Origin of the sequence: Ensifer sp. 22460, from assembly GCF_052044935.1 — a bacterium.
Classification (GTDB): Bacteria; Pseudomonadota; Alphaproteobacteria; order Rhizobiales; family Rhizobiaceae; genus Ensifer.
Window position 1 is genome coordinate 54,485 of the sequence record NZ_JBQENZ010000011.1, and the last position, 19,007, is coordinate 73,491.

14 protein-coding genes are annotated in these 19,007 nt (G+C 62.0%); 3 read left to right on the top strand and 11 right to left on the bottom strand.

All coding sequences use genetic code 11. The features are described 5' to 3' along the window. Together ACTJKM_RS15670 and ACTJKM_RS15675 are read right to left on the bottom strand one after the other, a co-directional pair. Positions 1-603, bottom strand: coding sequence for an alpha/beta hydrolase (locus tag ACTJKM_RS15670; RefSeq protein ID WP_440660581.1), 603 nt, complete (start codon positions 601-603; stop codon positions 1-3). A gap of 164 nt (positions 604-767) precedes the next feature. Continuing rightward, entirely contained in the window at positions 768-1,700 is a 933-nt protein-coding gene (locus ACTJKM_RS15675; RefSeq protein ID WP_440637296.1) for a VOC family protein, read from the bottom strand. A 238-nt stretch (positions 1,701-1,938) separates the two neighbouring features. Here ACTJKM_RS15675 and ACTJKM_RS15680 point away from each other — a divergent pair, with 238 nt between their 5' ends. Continuing rightward, positions 1,939-3,765: a sensor histidine kinase gene (locus tag ACTJKM_RS15680; RefSeq protein WP_440637294.1), complete on the top strand. Its 1,827-nt coding sequence runs from the start codon at positions 1,939-1,941 to the stop codon at positions 3,763-3,765. Next, positions 3,762-5,120 (top strand): sigma-54-dependent transcriptional regulator, encoded by a 1,359-nt coding sequence (locus ACTJKM_RS15685; protein ID WP_440660582.1) that lies wholly within the window; start codon positions 3,762-3,764, stop codon positions 5,118-5,120. Before ACTJKM_RS15680 ends, ACTJKM_RS15685 begins: the two co-directional genes overlap by 4 nt. 87 nt (positions 5,121-5,207) lie before the next feature. Here the strand turns inward: ACTJKM_RS15685 and ACTJKM_RS15690 are convergent, their stop codons facing one another. The 4 genes from ACTJKM_RS15690 to ACTJKM_RS15705 are packed head-to-tail and all read right to left on the bottom strand — an operon-like array spanning position 5,208 to position 10,509. Further along, positions 5,208-6,809: an ABC transporter ATP-binding protein gene (locus ACTJKM_RS15690; protein ID WP_058326323.1), complete on the bottom strand. Its 1,602-nt coding sequence runs from the start codon at positions 6,807-6,809 to the stop codon at positions 5,208-5,210. 1 nt (position 6,810) lies between these two features. Beyond that, complete coding sequence (locus ACTJKM_RS15695; protein ID WP_057248530.1) at positions 6,811-7,941, bottom strand: ABC transporter permease; 1,131 nt, start codon at positions 7,939-7,941, stop codon at positions 6,811-6,813. Further along, the gene (gene oppB / locus ACTJKM_RS15700; protein ID WP_057248531.1) at positions 7,934-8,857 is read right to left on the bottom strand and encodes an oligopeptide ABC transporter permease OppB; all 924 of its coding nucleotides are present in this window, start codon (positions 8,855-8,857) and stop codon (positions 7,934-7,936) included. Before oppB ends, ACTJKM_RS15695 begins: the two co-directional genes overlap by 8 nt. Before the next feature lie 53 nt (positions 8,858-8,910). Next, positions 8,911-10,509, bottom strand: a complete 1,599-nt coding sequence (locus ACTJKM_RS15705) for a peptide ABC transporter substrate-binding protein (protein ID WP_057248532.1) — start codon at positions 10,507-10,509, stop codon at positions 8,911-8,913. 768 nt (positions 10,510-11,277) lie between these two features. Between ACTJKM_RS15705 and fba the strand changes: the two genes are divergently transcribed. Next, the gene (fba, locus tag ACTJKM_RS15710; RefSeq protein WP_440660583.1) at positions 11,278-12,321 is read left to right on the top strand and encodes a class II fructose-bisphosphate aldolase; all 1,044 of its coding nucleotides are present in this window, start codon (positions 11,278-11,280) and stop codon (positions 12,319-12,321) included. A 171-nt stretch (positions 12,322-12,492) separates the two neighbouring features. Here the strand turns inward: fba and ACTJKM_RS15715 are convergent, their stop codons facing one another. The 5 genes from ACTJKM_RS15715 to ACTJKM_RS15735 all read right to left on the bottom strand — a co-directional run bounded on the left by ACTJKM_RS15715 (position 12,493) and on the right by ACTJKM_RS15735 (position 18,786). Next, complete coding sequence (locus ACTJKM_RS15715) at positions 12,493-14,289, bottom strand: ABC transporter ATP-binding protein (RefSeq protein ID WP_440637288.1); 1,797 nt, start codon at positions 14,287-14,289, stop codon at positions 12,493-12,495. A gap of 11 nt (positions 14,290-14,300) precedes the next feature. Beyond that, positions 14,301-15,284: a glycosyltransferase family 2 protein gene (locus ACTJKM_RS15720; protein ID WP_058325075.1), complete on the bottom strand. Its 984-nt coding sequence runs from the start codon at positions 15,282-15,284 to the stop codon at positions 14,301-14,303. A 46-nt stretch (positions 15,285-15,330) separates the two neighbouring features. Continuing rightward, positions 15,331-16,434: a glycosyltransferase family 2 protein gene (locus ACTJKM_RS15725; RefSeq protein ID WP_058324955.1), complete on the bottom strand. Its 1,104-nt coding sequence runs from the start codon at positions 16,432-16,434 to the stop codon at positions 15,331-15,333. Positions 16,435-16,449: 15 nt separating this feature from the next. After that, on the bottom strand, positions 16,450-17,649 hold the full coding sequence (locus ACTJKM_RS15730; RefSeq protein WP_058326325.1) for an acyltransferase family protein: 1,200 nt from the start codon (positions 17,647-17,649) through the stop codon (positions 16,450-16,452). 327 nt (positions 17,650-17,976) lie between these two features. Continuing rightward, a complete protein-coding gene (locus tag ACTJKM_RS15735) occupies positions 17,977-18,786 on the bottom strand; it encodes a MerR family transcriptional regulator (protein ID WP_057248536.1) in 810 nt (269 codons plus the stop codon). Positions 18,787-19,007: the final 221 nt, after the last annotated feature.

Below are 19,007 nucleotides of genomic sequence, written 5' to 3' on the forward strand. Positions count from 1 at the left end.
TCAAGCTTTCAGGAAACGCCCGATCGCGGCGACCTCGGTCTGGCGGATATCGTGGCCACCCGGGTGCCATTCGGTTTCCGTTACGACGCCCTGCCCCTGGAAATAGTCTGCCAGGGCCTGCGTCAGCGGCGCCGGGCAGATGGGATCGCGTTCGCCGGCCGTGATCAACACCCGGCGCCCTTTGAGGCCCGCGTTGTCCTTCGGCCGGAACGGGATCAGAGGATGCATGAGCACCGACTTGTCGAAGACACCGTCTTCGATCAGCACATTGGCAAGAATGTTCGCGCCGTTGGAATAGCCAAGGCCGATCACCTCCGAAGCCTGGTGCTCCGCGACCAATGCCTTGACGAAACCGGCCATCTTCTCCGTGGCGCGGGCAAGATCCGCCATGTCGTAGACGCCCTCGCCCGTGCGCTTGAAGAAGCGCGCAGCCCCATATTCCGCCACGTCGCCACGCGGCGAGACGATCGTCGCATCGGGTAGAAGCTCGGACGCGAAGGTGAAGAACTGGTTTTCATCTCCGCCCGTCCCGTGAAAGACGAAGAAGATCGGCTGGCCGGGCTTGCCGGCCTTCAGTTTGTGAACGTAGCCATGATCGACCATTTTTGTCTCCTGGAGCAATTTCCGGAAACGGGCAAACACCCGTCCGAGATTGCGTGATTTCAAAGCGTTAGATTCACGGTTTCGACGAAACTGTGAACGGTCCTTTCCGTACGATCCGATCCCGAGGGCTCGCCGCAACGGCGAGCCTTGCCTGCATCGACGTGTTAGTCGTCGATCTTCTGCAGGTGGCTTTCCAGGATCGGACGCAGGTGCTTGTGCTGCTGCGGCAGCTTCAGCGCCTCGCCGAGGTGAGCGAGATCCTCATCCCGGTCGAAGCCCGGCTCGTTGGTGGCGATCTCGAACAACACGCCGCCCGGCGTGCGGAAGTAGATCGCCCAGAAGTAATCGCGGTCGATGACCGGGGTGACCTGGTAGCCAGTGTCCATCAACGCCTTGCGCACTTCGAGCTGCTTTTCGCGGTTTTCGACGGCAAAGGCGATATGGTGAACCGAACCGGCGCCCTGAGAAGCGCGACCGATATTCGGCATCGTCTCGAGGTCGATGACGCGCGCATCGTTGCCGCCAGGCACGATCAAACGCGTGACGCCGTCCTTGCGGTCAAGCTCCTCATAGCCCATGAACTTCAGCAATTCGGCCGTCGCGCCTTCGTCGCGAAGGCGGAGTGCGGCGGAGTGGAAGCCGCGAATCGCATGATCCGCCGAGATGCCGCCTTCCGTCCAGGGCGTGCGCTGATCGTCCTTGACCTCGACGAGCGCGAAGCCGTCGCCATCAGGGCCGGCAAAGTTCAGGCGCTTCTCGCCGAAGGTTTCTTCGTCCTTGAGACCGGAGACCCCCGATGCCGTCAGGCGATCCCGCCAGAAGCCGAGCGAACCCTCCGGCACGGAGAAGACGGTGGTCCCGACTTCACCGGTACCGGCACGGCCGCGCGGCATGTTCGGGAACGGGAAATAGGTCATGACTGTGCCGGGCGTGCCGGCTTCGTCGCCGTAATAGAGGTGGTAGACGTCCGGCGAGTCGAAGTTGACCGTCTTCTTGACGCGGCGCAGGCCGAGCGACCTAGTGAAGAACAGGTTGTTTTCGCGCGCATCGTCGGCCATCGAAGTGACGTGATGCAGACCCTTAATCTGATTGAGCATTGCCGTGATCCTTTCTCTCCGGCGCCACCGGGCGCTCCGTTGGGTCATAGATGCGCTCATCCGGGCGTCGGCGAAAGACGGCGGCGGCCAAACGCATTGTCAACACTTCATTGACGACGCCAGAGACTCGTCAACAATCATATGCCTGGCAGCGCTGCGCTTGTGACCGGTTGCGCCGATGCATAAGATCGGCTCGCGGCATGTTGCCGTAAGTACGCGAGGAGGCGCGCGGACACCTGTGAAATTTCGCTTGGCTCTTGGATTCCTGCTGTTGCCGCTGCTTGCGACCATGCTGGCCTGGAAAGGCTATGCGGTCACGACAGACAGCTATCTGCGCGAGGCGACCGCTCAAGCCACCACCGCTCTCCGGCTCGCCGTCACGGCGCTCGATGGTCACCTCAACCGCTATCAGGCGCTGCCAGCACTGATCGCCGATCACGAGGACGTTCAGGAACTGGTCACCCGCCCGCGTGATCGGCGACTGAGGGAGGCGGTGAACACCTATCTGAAAGACATCAACGCGCTGCTCCACTCCTCCGACATCTATGTCATCACGCCGGACGGCGATACAATCGCTGCCAGCAACTATGACGGGCCGACGAGCTTCGTCGGCCAGAACTTCAGTTACCGGCCCTATTTCCAGGAAGCGCTTCGCGGACAGCAGTCGCGGTTCTATGCGCTTGGCACCACATCGCTGAAGCGGGGCTACTATTTCGGCTCGCCAATCCAGATCGGCGACGAAATCCGCGGCGTTATCGTCTTCAAGGTCGATGTCGAAAGCATCGAAGCCTCGTGGCAGGGTGGGGAATACAGGATCTTCGTTTCCGATCCCGAAGGCATCATCTTCATGTCCGGCGACCCAGACTGGCTCTACTCCTCTATCCTGCCGCTGACCTCAGACCGCCTCGCGCGCACCGAAGCCTCGAGGCGCTACGCCGACGCCACCCTGCGTCCGCTGCCAATGGCAGAGAGCAACGCGTCCGACCACCGCTTCATGACCGTCTCCTCCGGCGGTTCGAGCCGCGAATACCTCGTGCTCTCGCAATATATGCCGGATGCCGACTGGACCGTGAATGTCCTCGTGGATACGGCCTCTGCCTATACGCAAGCTCTGACCACCGTCGCCGCCGCGCTGCTGTTGATCTGTCTTGCGGGCCTTGGCGTGGCCATTATTCTGCAACGGCGTGCTCGGCTCAACGAACGCATCTCCATGCAGGCAGAAGCACAGGTCGAACTCGAACGCCGTGTCGACGAACGCACAGCCGACCTCGCGCGCGTCAATGCCCAGATCGAGGAAGAGATCGCCGAACGTCGCCTGACGGAACAGCAGTTGCGCCGGACACAGGCCGATCTGATCCAGGCCGGCAAACTGGCAGGTCTCGGCCAAATGTCCGCGGCCCTCTCGCACGAATTCAACCAGCCGCTTGCCGCCGCCAAGACCTATGCAGACAGCGCGGCCCTGCTGATCGAACGTGGTCGCTCCGACGAGGCGACCGACAATATCCGCCGAATCTCCGGGCTCGTCGACCGCATGGCGGCTATCAGCAAGCATCTGCGAAATTTCGCGCGCAAGCCGAATGAAAAGCTTGGGCCGGTTCCGGTCGAAGAGGTGGTGCGCGATACGATGGAGATCGTATCGGTTCGGCTGAAGGCCGCAGCGGCAACCATCGACATCGATCTCGGCGATAAACCGCTCGTCGTGCGTGCCGGTTCCGTGCGCCTGCAGCAGGTACTCGTCAACATCATCTCCAATGCGGCCGATGCGGTCGAAGGGCTTGATGACCGGACCATTCGCCTTCGCGCTCGACAGGAAGCCCACAAGGTGGTGCTGACGGTCAGCGATCGGGGGCCTGGCGTCGCGCCGGCGATTGCCGAGCGCATCTTCGATCCGTTCTTTTCCACAAAGGGCGTCGGTAAGGGGCTGGGCCTTGGCCTTTCGATTTCCTATAACATTATCAAGGATTTCGGCGGCAGTCTTGTCGCAACCAACCTAGCGGAAGGCGGTGCCGAGTTCCGGATCGAACTCGCCGCAGAAAACAGCAATGCCCGGGAGGCTGCCGAATGATCGAGAGCCGGATCCTGCTCGTCGACGACGAAGAGGAGGTGCGCCATTCGAGCGCGCAGGCGCTGGAACTGGCGGGTTTCCGCGTCGATCCCTTCGCCGCAGCCGAACTTGCGCTGGAATTCATCAGCTACAGCTTCGTCGGCGTCGTCATCAGCGACATCCGCATGCCCGGCATGGACGGCATGACGCTGCTACAGCGCATCCGAGAGATTGATGCCGAGGTGCCGGTCATCCTCGTCACCGGCCATGGCGACGTGCAGCTTGCCGTGCGCGCGATGCGCGAAGGCGCCTATGATTTCGTCGAGAAGCCGTTCGCGGCACAGATGCTCGCCGGCACCATTCGCCGGGCGTTGGATTGGCGTGCGCTCGTTCTGGAAAACCGCCGGCTGAAAGCCGTCGCCGGAAAACGCGACGACATCGAGCAGCGGCTCCCCGGCCGCAGCCAGGTCATGGTCGATCTGCGCTATCGTATTCGCGCGATCGGCGCAGCCGACGCCGACACGCTGATCATCGGCGATACCGGCGTCGGCAAGGAGGTGCTGGCCCGCACGCTGCATGATCTTAGCGCCCGCGCCAACAGCCCGTTCATCGCCATCAACTGCGCGGCCCTGCCGGAGAACCTGATCGAGAGCGAGCTCTTCGGCCACGAGCCCGGCGCCTTTCCTGGCGCCATCCGCCCGCGCTACGGCAAATTCGAGCATGGTCGCGGCGGCACCATCCTGCTCGACGAGATCGGCTCGATGCCGTTCGACCTTCAGGCAAAATTCCTGCGCGTCCTCCAGGAACGCGTCATCACCCGCCTGGGATCGAACGAAGTCGTGCCGCTCGACGTGCGCTTCATCGCCACCAGCAAGGTCGATCTCGAAAGGGAAGTTGCCGCAGGACGCTTCCGCGCCGATCTGCTCTACCGCCTCAATGTCGCAACGCTTCGGGTTCCCTCGCTCGCCCAGCGCCGTGCCGATATCCCGCTGCTCTTCCTGCAACTGGTCAGGGAATCCGCGGCACGCTATGGCCGCGATGAAGTCGAGGTCTCGCAAGCCATGCTGGCCGAAATGGCCGAGCGCGATTGGCCAGGCAATGTGCGCGAACTGCGCAACGCCGCCGAGCGGCTGGTGCTCGGGCTTGATTCAGCACCGCTCGAGGCCGCGAAGGAAGAGAGCGGCCGGCTTGCCGATAAGGTGGCAGCCTATGAAAAAGGCCTGATCGCCAGCGCCATTGCCGCGCATGGGGGCGCCCTGAAGCCGGTCTACGAGTCTCTCGGCATTTCGCGCAAGACGCTCTACGAGAAAATGCAGAAGTTCGGGCTCGATAAAAAGCTTGTCGCTGCAGATTTCCCGACCGATGGCGAGCTCTAGACGGAGCGGGCATCAAAGCCGCAATGACCGCAAACAAAAACGGGGACGCGATCGCTCGCGTCCCCGTCAATGGTGCTGGCTACCGGCTCAGACGTTGAAGGCTGCGCCAATCAGCGTCTTGGTATAGGGTTGCTTCGGCGCCTCGAAGATCGCGTCCGTCTCGCCTTCCTCGACGATCTTGCCGTTCTTCATGACGATCACATAGTCCGACATCGCCTTCACAACCGAGAGGTCGTGGCTGATGAAGATGTAGGAAAGCCCATGCGAGCGCTGCAGGTCACGCAAGAGTTCGATTACCTGACCCTGCACCGAGCGGTCGAGCGCCGAGGTCGGTTCGTCGAGAATGACGACCTTGGGCTTCAGGATCATTGCGCGGGCGATCGCGATGCGCTGCCGCTGGCCGCCCGAGAACTCGTGCGGGTAACGGTTGCGGGACGCGGGATCGAGCCCCACTTCCTTCAGCGCCTCGGACGCACGGCGATCTCGGTCGGCGCGGCTGAGCTCGGGCTCATGCACGTGGAGACCTTCGGTGATGATCTCGCCGACGGTGCGCCGGGGTGAAAGCGAGCCGTAGGGATCCTGGAAGACAAGCTGCAACGCCCGGCGCAGCGGCCGCATCTGCCCACGATCGAAGTTGGAAATATCCTTTGTCCCGAAGCGGTAGTGACCACTGCTCGGTAGGAGCCTTAGGAGCGCGCGTCCGAGCGTCGACTTGCCCGAGCCGGACTCGCCTACGACACCGATCGTCTGTCCTTCTTGCAGGCGCAGATTGACGTTGTCCACCGCACGGAAGACAGACTTGCCGCCACGGAATAGACCGCCGCCGATCTGGTAGTCGACACAGACGTCACGCCCTTCGAGAATGATCGGTGCGCTGTCGGCCGGCGACGCCTTGCGGCCGCTCGGCTCGGCCGCGAGCAGCATCTTCGTGTAGTCGGCCTGCGGCCGCTCGAAGATGTCAGTCGTCGTGCCCTTTTCCACCACTTCGCCGCGCCGCATCACCGCAACGCGGTCCGCGAAGTGCTTGACGATGCCGAGGTCGTGCGTGATCAGCACGATCGCCATGCCGAAGCGCTTCTGCAGCGACTTCAGGAGATCGAGGATCTGCGCCTGGATCGTCACGTCGAGTGCCGTCGTCGGTTCGTCCGCAATCAGGAGATCCGGCTCGTTGGCGAGCGCCATAGCGATCATCACGCGCTGGCGCTGGCCGCCCGAAAGCTCGTGCGGATAGCTGTCGATACGGCGCCCCGGCTCGGGGATGCCGACAAGCTCGAGCAGTTCGAGCACACGTGCCCGAGCCTGCTTGAACGAGCCGCCGCGATGATGAACGATCGGCTCGGCGATCTGGCGGCCGATCGGATAGAGCGGATCGAGCGAGGTCATCGGTTCCTGGAAGATCATGGTGACCTTCGCGCCGCGCACCTGGTTCAGCGCCTTTGGCGGCAGTCCTACGAGCTCCTGCCCGCGGTAACGCGCGGAGCCGGTGACCTCACCGTTCTTGGCGAGCAGGCCCATGATGCCCATCATCGTCTGGCTCTTGCCGGAGCCGGACTCGCCGACGACCGCAAGCGTTTCGCCGGTTCGCACGTCGAGATCGATGCCCTTGACCGCTTCGACCGTGCCGTCAGGCGTCGAGAAGTTCACCTTGAGGCCGCGAACGGCCAGGATGGTTTGCTTGGTATCTGCCATGTCAGCGATCCTTCGGGTCGAGCGCATCGCGCAGGCCGTCGCCAACGAAATTCAGCGAGAACAGCGTTAGGACGAAGAAGATGGCCGGGAAGATGAGCAGCCACGGCGCCGACTGGATGTTGTTTGCGCCTTCCGAGATCAGCGCACCCCAGCTCGTCAGCGGCGCCTGAACACCAAGGCCGAGGAAGGAGAGGAAGCTCTCGAGCAGAATCACCTTGGGCACGACGACGGTCACGAAAACGATGACCGGACCGATCGTGTTGGGGATGATGTGCCGGCGGATGATCTGCCAATCGGTCAGGCCGAGTGCCTGCGCGGCGCCGACGAACTCGCGCCGCTTGAGCGCAAGCGTCTGGCCGCGCACGATACGGGCCATGTCGAGCCATTCCACCGCCCCGATCACCAGGAAGATCAGGATGAACGAGCGACCGAAGAACACGACGAGAACGACGACGAGGAAGACGAAGGGCAGAGAATACATGATCTCCACCAGTCGCATCATGACGTTGTCGACGCGGCCGCCGATATAGCCCGATGTCGCGCCGTAGACGACGCCGATGCCGAGCGAAACGAGGCTCGCCAGCAGGCCGACGGCGATCGAGATCTGGCCACCGAGCATGACGCGGACCAGAAGATCGCGACCGTTGGAATCGGTGCCGAAGGGGAAGTATTCCCGGTCGACCTGACCGGTCACTTTCAGCGTGCGGCCGTCATCTTCCGTTGCCACCACCTGGGTGTCGCGGAACTCGTTGGCGCGATCGAAATAGCGCGTTGCGCGCGCATCGATCGGCTGTTCCGAGGTGATCGTCGCGGTGAAGGTCTCACCCTCGAGATTGAACTCCTTGAGCGTGACGCGGGCGCGGGTCGCGATGCCTTCCATCACCCCCTGCAACGTCGAAACGTCGGGCCGCGGCTCGAGGCTGGGGGCTTTCGTGACGTATGACGGAAACACCTGGTCATAGGTATGCGGCACAAACAGCGGACCTAAGAACGAGAACAGCGCGATCAGTGCCAGCATCACGCAACCGGCCATGGCGGCACGGTTGCGCTTGAAGCGCATAGCGGCGAGCTGGAAGAGGCTGCGCCCCTTGGTTTCCGGTGTCACCACCGGGGTCTGGACGATATCAGTCATGGCGAACCCTCGGATCGAGCAGGCCGTAGAGAATGTCGACCAGGAGATTGAAAACGATGACGAAGATTGCAACGAGAATGACCGTGCCCATCACCAGCGTATAGTCGCGGTTGATCGCGCCGAGGACGAAGTAACGGCCGACACCCGGAATGGTGAAGATCGTCTCGACGACAGCCGAACCGGTCAGCAGCGCCGCGGCACAGGGTGCGAGATAGGACACGACCGGCAGCATCGCGCCGCGCATCGCGTGGGTCACCACAACCGTTCGCGCAGGTAGGCCGTAGGCCCTGGCGGTTCGGATGTGGTCGGTGTGAAGCGCCTCGATCATCGATCCGCGTGTCAGGCGCGCGAAAACCGCAACCTGCGGCAGTGCCAGCGCAATCATCGGCAGGATCAGGGAGCGGAACGATCCATCACCCCAACCGCCGGAGGGAACCCACGAAAGGCCGACCGCGAATATCAACACGAGCACCGGACCGACAACGAAGTTCGGCACGGTGACGCCGATCGTCGAGACCGACATGATCGCAAAATCGAGAATGCTGTTCTGCCTGAGCGCGGCGATCGTGCCGGCAGTCACGCCGCCGATGAGAGCAAGCAACAGCGCGTAGAAGCCGAGCTCCATCGAATAGGGCAGACCCTTGCTGATCAATTCAGCGACATTGTTGTCTTTATAGACATAGCTCGGGCCGAAGTCGCCGGTCACAGCATTGCTGAGATAGTGCGTGTATTGGCGCCAAAGGGGCTGGTCGAGCTGATACGTCTTCATCAGGTTCGCCATCGTTTGTGGCGGAAGAGGACGCTCGAGGTTGAAGGGGCCACCAGGGGCGAACCGCATCAGGAAGAAGGATATGGTGACGACGATAAACAAGGTCGGCACCGCACTCGCCAATCGGCGAAGGATGAAGGAAATCATGGACGTGCTCCGGAGGCGACGCGCGGCCCGTTACCGCGCGTCGTCTCTGTTCGTTATTCGGCGATGCTCAGGAACTTGCTGAGGTGCTCGTTCGGAGCATTGTCCGCCCAGCCCTTGACGCGGCTGGCAACCAGCCACAGGTCGGCCTGGGTCAGAAGCGGAGCGATCGGCTGTTCCTTCATCAGCAGCGCTTCTGCTTCATGCATCAGCTTCGAGCGGGCTGCCGGATCCTGCTCGTCGTAGGACTTCTTCATCAGGCCGTCGAATTCAGCGTTTTCGAAGTGGCCGTAGTTGAAGGTCTTGTTGGAGCCGACGCTGAGTGCCAGGAAGTTCTCTGCGTCCGCGTAGTCCGCCTGCCAGCCGGCACGGGCAACGTTGAACTTGCCGCCTTCCTGCAGGTAGGCGTAGTGCGAGGACACGTCGAGGTTCACCAGCGACACCTTGGCGCCGAAGGTGTTCTTCCACATGTCGGCGACAGCGGTCGCAACACGCTCGTGGTTCGGGTTGGTGTTATAGCGCAACTCGATATCGAGCGGCTTGCCACCTTCGCCGTAGCCGGCTTCCTTCATCAGGGCGACGGCCTTGTCTTCACGGTCGAGCTGCGACAGCGTGCCGAACTCGGCCTTGGACGGCTCACCGTAGCTTTCGATGCCCGGGGGGACCATCGAATAGGCGGGGAGCTGCGAACCGGCATAGATTTCCTTGGCGAGGAAGTCGCGGTCGACGGCCATGGACAGAGCCTGGCGGACGCGCACGTCGCTATAGGGCTCCTGACGGGTGTCGAAGGCGTAATAATACGTCGCGAGCGACGGCGAAACATGGACCTGATCGCCGTAGGACGTGCGCAGACGCCCGATCTGATCAGCCGAGAAGTTGTAGACGAGATCCATTTCCTTGGCTTCGAAACGGCGAACCGAAGCGGCCTGGTCGTCGATCGGGTAGAAGATGACCTTGTCGAGCTTGACGTTGGCCGCATCCCAATAGTTGGCGTTCTTGACGACGGTCAGGCTGTCGTTCGGAACGTGGGCGGCGAGCGTGAACGCGCCGTTCGAAACCATGACACCCGGCTTGACGAAGTCAGCGCCGTTCTTTTCGACGCTTGCCTTGCTGACCGGAAGCGCGGTCTGGTGCGCCAGCAGTTCCAGGAAGAACGGGGTCGGGCGCTCAAGCGTGATTTCGAGCGTCTTTTCGTCGACAGCCTTCACGCCGAGCTGGTCGGTCGGCAGTTCACCCTTGTTGACCTTTTCGGCGTTCTTGATCGGGAAGAGAATGTTGGCATAGCCGGCCGCGGTCTTCGGATCTTCGACGCGGCGGATGGAGAAGACAAAGTCTTCTGCCGTTACCGGCGAACCGTCCGACCACTTTGCATCGGCGCGCAGCTTGAAGGTGTAGACCGTACCGTCGTCCGAGAGCTCCCACGTTTCAGCGACACCTGGGACGATCTTGGCAGCGGCGTCATAGATCGTCAGGCCCTCGTAGAGGTCCTTGAGGATGAACGCTTCGATGTTGATCGAGGTATGGGCCTGATCCAGGGTTTGCGGCTCACCCGCATTGCCGCGATGCAGGACAGCTTCGGCGAGCGCCGGGCTTGCTCCGATGAGCAGCGAACCGATCAGCGCGGCAGCGCTAAGGTTGAGTTTCAGTGATGCCATTTTGTTTCTCTCCTTCCCCTTGTTTTGGGTTTGTGATCGCAGGAGAGAAGTGCAAATCGTCCTCAAACGCAAGGCGGATTCTGCGGCTGTCTGCATCTTTATCTATAGGACAGAATTCCTTCTATCCTATAGGTTGTATTTCGTTTGCGATTCTTTTCGTCGCCTTTGCGACGGACGTGTGACGGAAGCAGGGCAATTTCGGGAAATCTCCTGCAACGTTTTAGGTCGGCAATTTTTGTCGACAAAACACGGCCGCAGGCACCGTCGAATCATCGACCGTGCAAACTTTGTGAATTTTACCGGCAGTTTACGTAATGTGCGCAAAGAATGGCGCCGTTCGCCGCAATCTTCTTGCGAACCCCTCACTTCATGTAGACAGACTGTTTCCACCGCGCACTCGACCGGTATGGTGTGCAGTACGAAATAGACACGCACAGGTCGCAAATGCGACTCTTGCCCTCCTCCCCTCAAAGGCACCACCAGAAAGTGAAACCAGTTCACCGGAAAGGTGTTGCATCCAGTCCACAGTAAAATCGATTGAAGCGCGTTTCGACCTCTGGCAACCTGCCTTTTGCCCGGTTGTCAAACCACTTCGATGAACTATTGTGCGCCTGACTTCGGTGGGCGCGACCAATTCGCGCGCGCTGTCACGCCGCACGGAAATTCCGGCCATCGCTTGCCTGCGATGATGTTCATGCGGCGCTTCAAGCCGGATTGTTTTTGTGGCGCACCGGGAAGGCTGCGCCGAGCACCAAGGGAGAATACCGAATGGCATTGATCACATTGCGGCAACTGCTCGACCATGCGGCGGAGAACGATTACGCGCTGCCGGCGTTCAATGTGAACAATCTCGAATACATTCAGGCCGTTATGCGCGCCGCCGATTCCACCGACAGTCCGGTGATCCTTCAGGCAAGCCGCGGCGCCCGTTCCTATGCGGGTGATGCGTTCCTGCGCCACCTGATCCTGGGTGCTGCCGAGGAATACCCGCATATCCCCGTCTGTCTGCACCTCGACCACGGCGACCAGCCGTCGACCTGCATCTCGGCCATCACCAACGGCTTCACCTCCGTCATGATGGACGGCTCGCTGGAGAAGGACGGCAAGACCGTCGCCAGCTATGAATACAATGTCGCCGTCACCGCAGAGGTCGTGAACATCGCGCATGCGGCCGGCGTTTCGGTCGAAGGCGAACTCGGCTGCCTCGGCAACCTCGAGACCGGCGCCGGAGACAAGGAAGACGGCCACGGCTTCGAAGGCAAGCTGTCGCGCGAGGAACTGCTGACCGATCCGGACCAGGCGCTCGATTTCGTCACCAGGACCGGCGTCGATGCACTGGCCGTCGCGATCGGCACCAGCCACGGCGCCTACAAGTTCACCCGCGAGCCCGATGGCGACATCCTGTCGATCGAGACGATCGCCAAGATCAACAAGAAGCTGCCGAATACGCATCTGGTCATGCATGGCTCGTCGTCGGTGCCGAAGGATCTTCAGGATCTCTTCAACACCTATGGCGGCAAGATGAAGCCGACCTGGGGTGTTCCGGTCTCGGAAATCCAGAAGGCGATCCCGCTTGGCGTGCGCAAGGTCAACATCGACACCGACCTGCGCCTCGCCATGACCGGCACGATCCGCAAGAACTTCGCCGAGAACCCGGAGAATTTCGACCCGCGCAACTACCTGAAGCCGGCAACCGCGCTGATGACCGAGGTCTGCAAGGAGCGCTTCGAAGCCTTCCGCACCGCCGGCAAGGCCTCCAAGATCCGCACGCTGCGCCTGCCGGAAATGGCAAAGCGCTACGCGGCAGCCTGATCCCGAGGACCCGCACGCTTTCCGCTTACATTATTGAAGCGGGCGGCCTATTCCTATGAGAAACAAACCGGCGCGCGGCCCGTGATCATACGGCCGCGCGCCGATTTCGTTTCGATCATCGAAGGCTGGGAGCGGCCAAGCGAGCCGGAGACAACGCGGACAAGGCCCCTCTCAAGCCCGACGCTTTTCCACGGTTTCGTGCTCATAAAGCTGATCCATGCTCAAGGCGGCCACGTCGGCAAAAGCTGTCTGACCTTTCACTTGGCCGCCGCCGAGAATGACGACCTCATCGCAGAACGAAATCGTGCTGCGGTGATGGCTGATGACGATGGTCGTGCGGCGTCCCGCTCTCGATTTCAGCGTCTCGACGATGGCCGCTTCCGATAGCCCGTCGACCGCGTTGGTGGCTTCGTCAAGGATCAGGATATCCGGATCACGCACTAGCGCCCTGGCGAGCGCGACCCGCTGCCGCTGCCCCGCCGAAAGGCTGGCACCTCGATAGCCGACGACGGTTTGATAGCCCTGCGGCAAGCCTTCGATGAAGCCATGCGCTTCGGCCATCCTGGCCGCATGCTCCACTTCGGCTGCGGTAGTCGCCTCCCGGCCATAGGTGATGTTCTCCAGGATCGTTCCATCAACCAGTTCCAGGTCCTGGCTCGCGAGCGCGATCCGGCTTCGCCATTGCACCGGGTCGATCCGGTTCAGCGGGACATCGTCGACGAGAATGTTTCCCTCATCCGGCTCGACGAAGCGGCATAGCAGATTGACGATCGTCGTCTTGCCGGCACCGGACCGGCCAATAAGCGCCGTCGAACGCCCGCCTCGGATTTCGAACGCCGCCGACTGCAGCACGACGTCTCGGGAATCCGAGCTCGGATAGCGGAAAGTGACGTCATCAAATCTCAGCCGCTGCCGCAACCCACTGAAAGGCTCCCTCCCCTCCGGCGGCCGCGGCTTGCCGGACGAGTCCAACAACCAATGCACCTCCTCCAGCGAGCCGCTCCAGCCCTGGATCTGGCTCCAGGACAATTGCAAGGCACGCACATGCGGCTGCAAACGATAGAGCAGAACCACGAAGGCAACGATCACAGGAAAACTGATGCCGGCAGACCAGGCACTGACGACCACTCCAAGGAAGAGAGCGGAGTGGAGCGTCTCGGTCAGCGGTGGCAGCATGCCCTGGCGGGCCTGTAGTGCGAAGGCGGCGCGCCTGACCGAATCCGACGCCCCATCGAACGCGGCCTTCTCCCGCGCCTCCTGCCCGAATATCCGGATCAGGCGGCCGGCGTGGACCAGGTGGAGCATGCGTGCCGCCAGCTCGCCGTTGAAGGAGGTGACATCGCGGCTCGGCCCCGTGAGGGTTGCGGACAGGACGTAGTGTACGAGCTGCACGAGAACGAGGCCGAGCGCCACGAACAACGTCATCTGCCAGGACAAAAGCAGGAGGAACGCGAGCAGGATGACGGCGGCCGCGCCATTTACAAGGGCCGCAAGTACGGTTTGTATCGCGTCGGATGCTCGCCAGGACTCGTTCGAAATGATGTTGAGCAAGCGCCCGGGATTCTCCTTCATGAAGAACGGGTAGCCGATGCGCAGCAGCTGACCCGACAGTGCGCTTCGGATCGCGTGGCCAGCCTTGCCGTAGATGAAGGTTGCAAGCACCGTGTTGGCAAAAGCCAGGACGTTCTTGAGACAGATCAGCCCAAAGGCAGCAGCGGCAATGACGATCAGCCTTTCGCGATCGTCCAGTCCCGATCCCACCTGCTGGAAAAGAGAGGAGACGCCGCTCAGTGCCGCCGGATCCTGGTCGCCCGCAATGATGCCCAGCATGGGAATGATGAGGCCGATACCGACGCCCTCCAGTGCCGCGCTGCAGAGGCCGAGGACCACCACGACCGGTAGCAGACGCATCTGGCCACCCAGTGCATTGCGCAACAGCTGCAGGCTCGGCAAGAGAATTCTGAACATCGCGGCCGTCCTCAGCGCTGGAGTTGCTCTCGGGCCCGTTGTTCGACCGGGCCCGTTGTCCGCTCGGCGACGGACAGGCTCATGAACTTGAGAGCGCCGAGCAGGTTCATGAAAACGATTGGCCAATGCGACAGGTGCAGGACGGGGTCGAACCGGGGGCCGCCGAAGACTTCCCTGATCGCCGACCGGACGGTCCAACAGAAATGCCGCAGCAACCACGGTGTCGTGCGGATATGCTTCATGCAAAGCGCGCCGTTGCCGAAACTGTAGTTGCGGTGAAGCCTCTCGATTGCCAGGCGGGTACGTCGGCCGTGGTGGTGGAAGACGAGCATGTCGGGGACGTATTCGATCGGGATACCGAGCCTGTAGGCGCGCAGCAGATAGTCGGTGTCTTCGGCCGACTGCAGGGAGGTGCCGGCGCCGAAGCGTTCGTCGAAGGCCCCGACACGCAGCGCGACCTCGCGATGCATCGTCATGTTGCAGCCCAAGACGAAGCCACCCGGATGAACGTCACACGTCAACCGCTCACGCGCGTTCGATCGTTTGATCGTGAAGGGCAGGTCTCTGGCATCTCCGAGTTCCACGCGGCCGCCGCGAATGATTCCGCTTTCGCCGTTTGCGTAGTGGCGCTCCAGGTCAGCCAGATAGTTCGTGTCGATTTCACAATCGTCGTCGATGAAAACCAGAATGCCGCCACGGGCGCGTGCCATGGCCGTGTTGCGCGCGGCAGCGAGGCCCGGTCGGGTATCGATGAGGTGCGTGATTGCCAGCGGGGAAGCGGAAACCATCCGGGCAATGCGCTCAGGCGTGTCATCGGTCGAACCGTTGTCAACAACGATCAACTCGCACCGGCCGGCAGCATGGGCGCCACAAACTGTCTCGATCGATCGGATGCAGGTCTCGAGCGCCGCCGCACGATTGCGGGTGCAGACGATAAAGCTTGCGAAAAGCGCGTTGCGTGCGGGGGGCGACGACGGCCGTGGCGTCTCCACCATGTCGCTGCGTTCCGCCGCTGTCCACTTCAGGCCCTCGACGGTCATGCTAGCGCATCCCCTGCTGCGGAAGGACGCTCGTCGCAGGCACGGATTGCAGATACCGCGACACGGCATCCAACCGGCTTGAAGCAGCCAACGTCATGCGGCTGCACCATGGCACTCGAGCGCCGGCGATTAGGCCATATCGTTCCCGGCGACGGATGAGCCCCCATTTTCTCGTCTGCGACAAGAACTCGTGGGTGAGTTCCGGCCGCCGCTCGTCGCTGACGAGCTGATAGAGAAAATAGAAGAAATTCAGCGCGCCCGCCTCGTATCCGGCGCGGGTCTCCGCAGGAAGCGCCGAGACCCTGGCCTCAAGCGAGAGAATACACGCAGCGGCTCGCCCTATCGTTTCGGACGTCACTGCGAGGCCGATATCATTCAAGGCAGAGGGACCGTCGCAAAGCTCTTCGCGTTCGAGATTTTCGGCGACGATCTGCAAATGCGTGCGGCGCATCTGGCGCTTATGCGTGTTCGTAACGCTGTTGCCGTGAATGCGGTAAGCGATCAGCGCCTCGTCGATCATTACGGCCGGAAAACGCTCGGCAACCCTTCGGAAGAGATCGAAATCCTCCGCATGCACGTAATGCGCATCATAGGTCAGCATATCCTGCGGGATGACGCGCCTGTTGAAGACGACGGTCGAGTGGATGAAGATCGTGAAGAACTTCGACAGCGCCCGCAGGCTCGCCGGCTGATAGATCGGGTTGGGCGTGCCGCGGATGATACGGTCGCCAAGGAGCGTATCGATACCCGAGCCGCACAGAGCAAGCTCCGGCTGCCGCTGGAACAGCGACACCTGGCGTGACAGTCGCGAGGGATAGGAAATATCGTCCGCGTCCATTCTGGCAATGAGGTCGCCTTTCGCCAGCGTGAGGCCTTCGTTCAAGGTCGCGATCAGACCGCGATTTTCGCGCGAGACGATGGTGATGCGGTCGTCCGCCTGCTGATAGCGTCGCATGATTTCCAGCGAACGATCGCGCGAACCGTCGTCGATAGCGATGATCTCCAGCCGTCGATAATCCTGCTTCAGAATGCTCTCAAGCGCCGCAGCCAGATAGGGCTCGGCGTTGTAGACGGGCAGCAGGACGGAAACCAATGGAACGGTCATGGGCATTCTCGAACGTTATTGCAGATCTGACGCATGAAGCGCATTTTCCCGGCCAGCGGCGTCCGTGCGATAGGTCGGCTGCGGCCGCTCACCCTTTTTCCCCTGCAGCCAGTCAACAGAGCTTCCGGCATTTGGGGCCGATCTACCCCGCCGGTCGCCCGCGCGAAGGTAGGGGAAGTGCCGTTTCAGGGCGTTGAGCGGTTTCTCGAAGGCGAGCCAGGAGACGGCCGCGACGACCAAAGTGGCGGAACCGGCAACGAGCAAACGCCCGAAGCCCTGTTCGGAAACATTGACCGGTATCCACGCCTGCGCCTTGACGACCAGCGCCAGTACGACCGGATGAAACAGGTAGACGCCATAACTGACGCGCCCGAGCGCCGTCAGCGGCGGGAGTTCGAGCAGCCTGCCGAAATCGTTGCGGAACCCGGCGGAGGCGCTGCCCACCAACATTGCAAGCGGAACCAGGGGCGAAACTTCAAGGCCGATCCACACCAGCCAATCGGGCACCGGCCCCATTGCAGTCGAGCGCGCCCAAAGGAGGACGAGCGACAGGATGGAAAGCGGCAGCCAGCTGGCCGCCATCCATCGCGGCAAGGCTGTGACATGCGATCGGTGGACGGCCAGGAGGGCACCCGCCGCCAGCGCATCCATCGAGGCCGGCGGCAGCAGGTCGCGCGCGAGCGAGGGGTCGCCTGTCAGCGGCCAATAGAAGCGGTAGGCCAGCGAACAGGCAATCACACCGACACAAAGCCGCCCGAGCAGACGGCGCGGCGTCAGCAGAACGAGAAGCGGCCAGACGATATAGAACTGCTCTTCTATGCTGAGACTCCAGGTGTGGCAGAGCACCCACGGTGTCCACGCGTCCTTGACCGCGTACCAGAAGTTCGAGAGGTAAAGCGCGTGCCAGACCCAGCCTTCCCTGGCGCCTTCCAGGTTGAACAGCCACAGGACGCCCAGCATGCCGAAATAGGGTGGGAAGATACGCAAGGCACGGCGCGCGTAGAAGGATCTGAGAGCCGTCGCCGGTTCGAACTGAGCGGCGGAACGGGCGTCAAGCAATAGCCGCGTGATCAGAAAGCCGCTGAGAATGAAGAACAGCCGCACACCGATGTGTCCCCAATGGGAATCGTCCGCGGCAAAAAAATGCGCGTACAAAACCATGGAAACGGCAGCGGCCCGCAACCCGTCCAACTGACGGTCGCGCGTATTCAACATTGAACATCCCCTCGGAGTTCCGACCCTTGCGGGCCCTGTTCCTTGTGGAGCCAACTCTCTGGTCAGCTACGATTTTTGCCGCGAGGTTGCCATTTGCTTCAAGAGAAGCGTGAAAGGTCTGATCGGTCGCACGACGCATTGAAGGCGGCCCCTAAAACTCTAGGGTCGAATAGGGCCAAACTTTGACCGCTGGGATGGCGGCAGCGCGCCGAGTTCGCCTGCGGGCGGTCGACCGTGACGACCAAGGCGCCGGTCACCGCCGCCCGGCCGAGGCCGCAAGCTCTTGTATTGTTTCAGAAACGAAAGCGCATCAAGTCGGCCGGGGGCTTAGAATGTCGGTGGCGTATTGACCCAAAGAAGGACGGTTTCACCGTCGTGCCGGTTCGTCCAGGCGTGGCGCCTCTTGCTCTCGAAATAGAGCGAGTCGCCGACGCCGAGGTCGTAGAACTGGTCGCTGTCGAGGATGAACTCGACCCGGCCCGAGAGAACATAGACGAACTCCTCGCCCTCATGCCGGTAGGCGCCCTCGCTGGAAGCCCCCGGTTCCAGCACGAAGCGGTGGCAATCCATCTGGTTGCGGCCGTCGGCCAGCAACTGCACGGTGACGCCGGGCGTCGTGCGCGGCCAGGTCCGCCATTCGCCGGCTCGCACCACGGCCCGCGCATCCGCTTCCTCCTCGCCGGAGAGGCTGGAAACGGTGGTTCCGAAGTATTCCGCGATGTTGTGCAGGACGGCCACCGAGACACCCTGCGAGGTGCGTTCCAGCGTCGAGAGCACCGATGCGGCGATGCCAATGTCGCCGGCAACCTGCTCGAGCGTCTTTCCTGCCGCGTGCCGGAGGCTCCTGAGTTTGCGCCCGACCTGGTTATCGCCGCCCTCGCCCGCGCTCGAAACAGCGTCGTCCCCGGCACCTTCCGCTTCCAGCGCCTCGCGGATCGCGGCCGGGTTCAGCCCGCGTTCGACGCGGAACCAGGCGATGCGCTTCAGCCGGGCAAGATCGCCCTCCGTATATTGCCGATGTCCCGTCGGCGAGCGCTCGGGCACGACCAACCCTTGCGTCTCCCATAACCTCAGAGTCGAAGCGGAGACCCCCGCCAGACGCGCCGCCTCGGCAACCTTGTAGCGCACAGCGCCCATTCCAACTTCCCTTTACCGCCCGCCGGCACCGCACGAATCCGTGCAGTTCCGACGTGTCCGCAATCTTACCCGTCACGATTGAGATCTGACAAGGACGCCGCATCAGCGCCCGTGTTGTCTCGATCACCAAATTTGATTTGCAATCGACTGTGAAAGGTGTACCACTTCCAGAATAAACTTGCAGAAAAAATGCAATATATTAACTCCAGACGTGACAGGAA

Bases quoted from the DNA above. Each gene is read 5' to 3' on its own strand.
- ACTJKM_RS15685 (WP_440660582.1), top strand. From the start codon at position 3,762: ATGATCGAGAGCCGGATCCTGCTCGTCGACGACGAAGAGGAGGTGCGC.
- ACTJKM_RS15730 (WP_058326325.1), bottom strand. From the start codon at position 17,649: ATGTTGAATACGCGCGACCGTCAGTTGGACGGGTTGCGGGCCGCTGCC.
- ACTJKM_RS15725 (WP_058324955.1), bottom strand. From the start codon at position 16,434: ATGACCGTTCCATTGGTTTCCGTCCTGCTGCCCGTCTACAACGCCGAG.
- oppB (WP_057248531.1), bottom strand. From the start codon at position 8,857: ATGATTTCCTTCATCCTTCGCCGATTGGCGAGTGCGGTGCCGACCTTG.
- fba (WP_440660583.1), top strand. From the start codon at position 11,278: ATGGCATTGATCACATTGCGGCAACTGCTCGACCATGCGGCGGAGAAC.
- ACTJKM_RS15695 (WP_057248530.1), bottom strand. From the start codon at position 7,941: ATGACTGATATCGTCCAGACCCCGGTGGTGACACCGGAAACCAAGGGG.
- ACTJKM_RS15705 (WP_057248532.1), bottom strand. From the start codon at position 10,509: ATGGCATCACTGAAACTCAACCTTAGCGCTGCCGCGCTGATCGGTTCG.
- ACTJKM_RS15715 (WP_440637288.1), bottom strand. From the start codon at position 14,289: ATGTTCAGAATTCTCTTGCCGAGCCTGCAGCTGTTGCGCAATGCACTG.
- ACTJKM_RS15735 (WP_057248536.1), bottom strand. From the start codon at position 18,786: ATGGGCGCTGTGCGCTACAAGGTTGCCGAGGCGGCGCGTCTGGCGGGG.
- ACTJKM_RS15675 (WP_440637296.1), bottom strand. From the start codon at position 1,700: ATGCTCAATCAGATTAAGGGTCTGCATCACGTCACTTCGATGGCCGAC.
- ACTJKM_RS15720 (WP_058325075.1), bottom strand. From the start codon at position 15,284: ATGGTGGAGACGCCACGGCCGTCGTCGCCCCCCGCACGCAACGCGCTT.
- ACTJKM_RS15690 (WP_058326323.1), bottom strand. From the start codon at position 6,809: ATGGCAGATACCAAGCAAACCATCCTGGCCGTTCGCGGCCTCAAGGTG.
- ACTJKM_RS15670 (WP_440660581.1), bottom strand. From the start codon at position 603: ATGGTCGATCATGGCTACGTTCACAAACTGAAGGCCGGCAAGCCCGGC.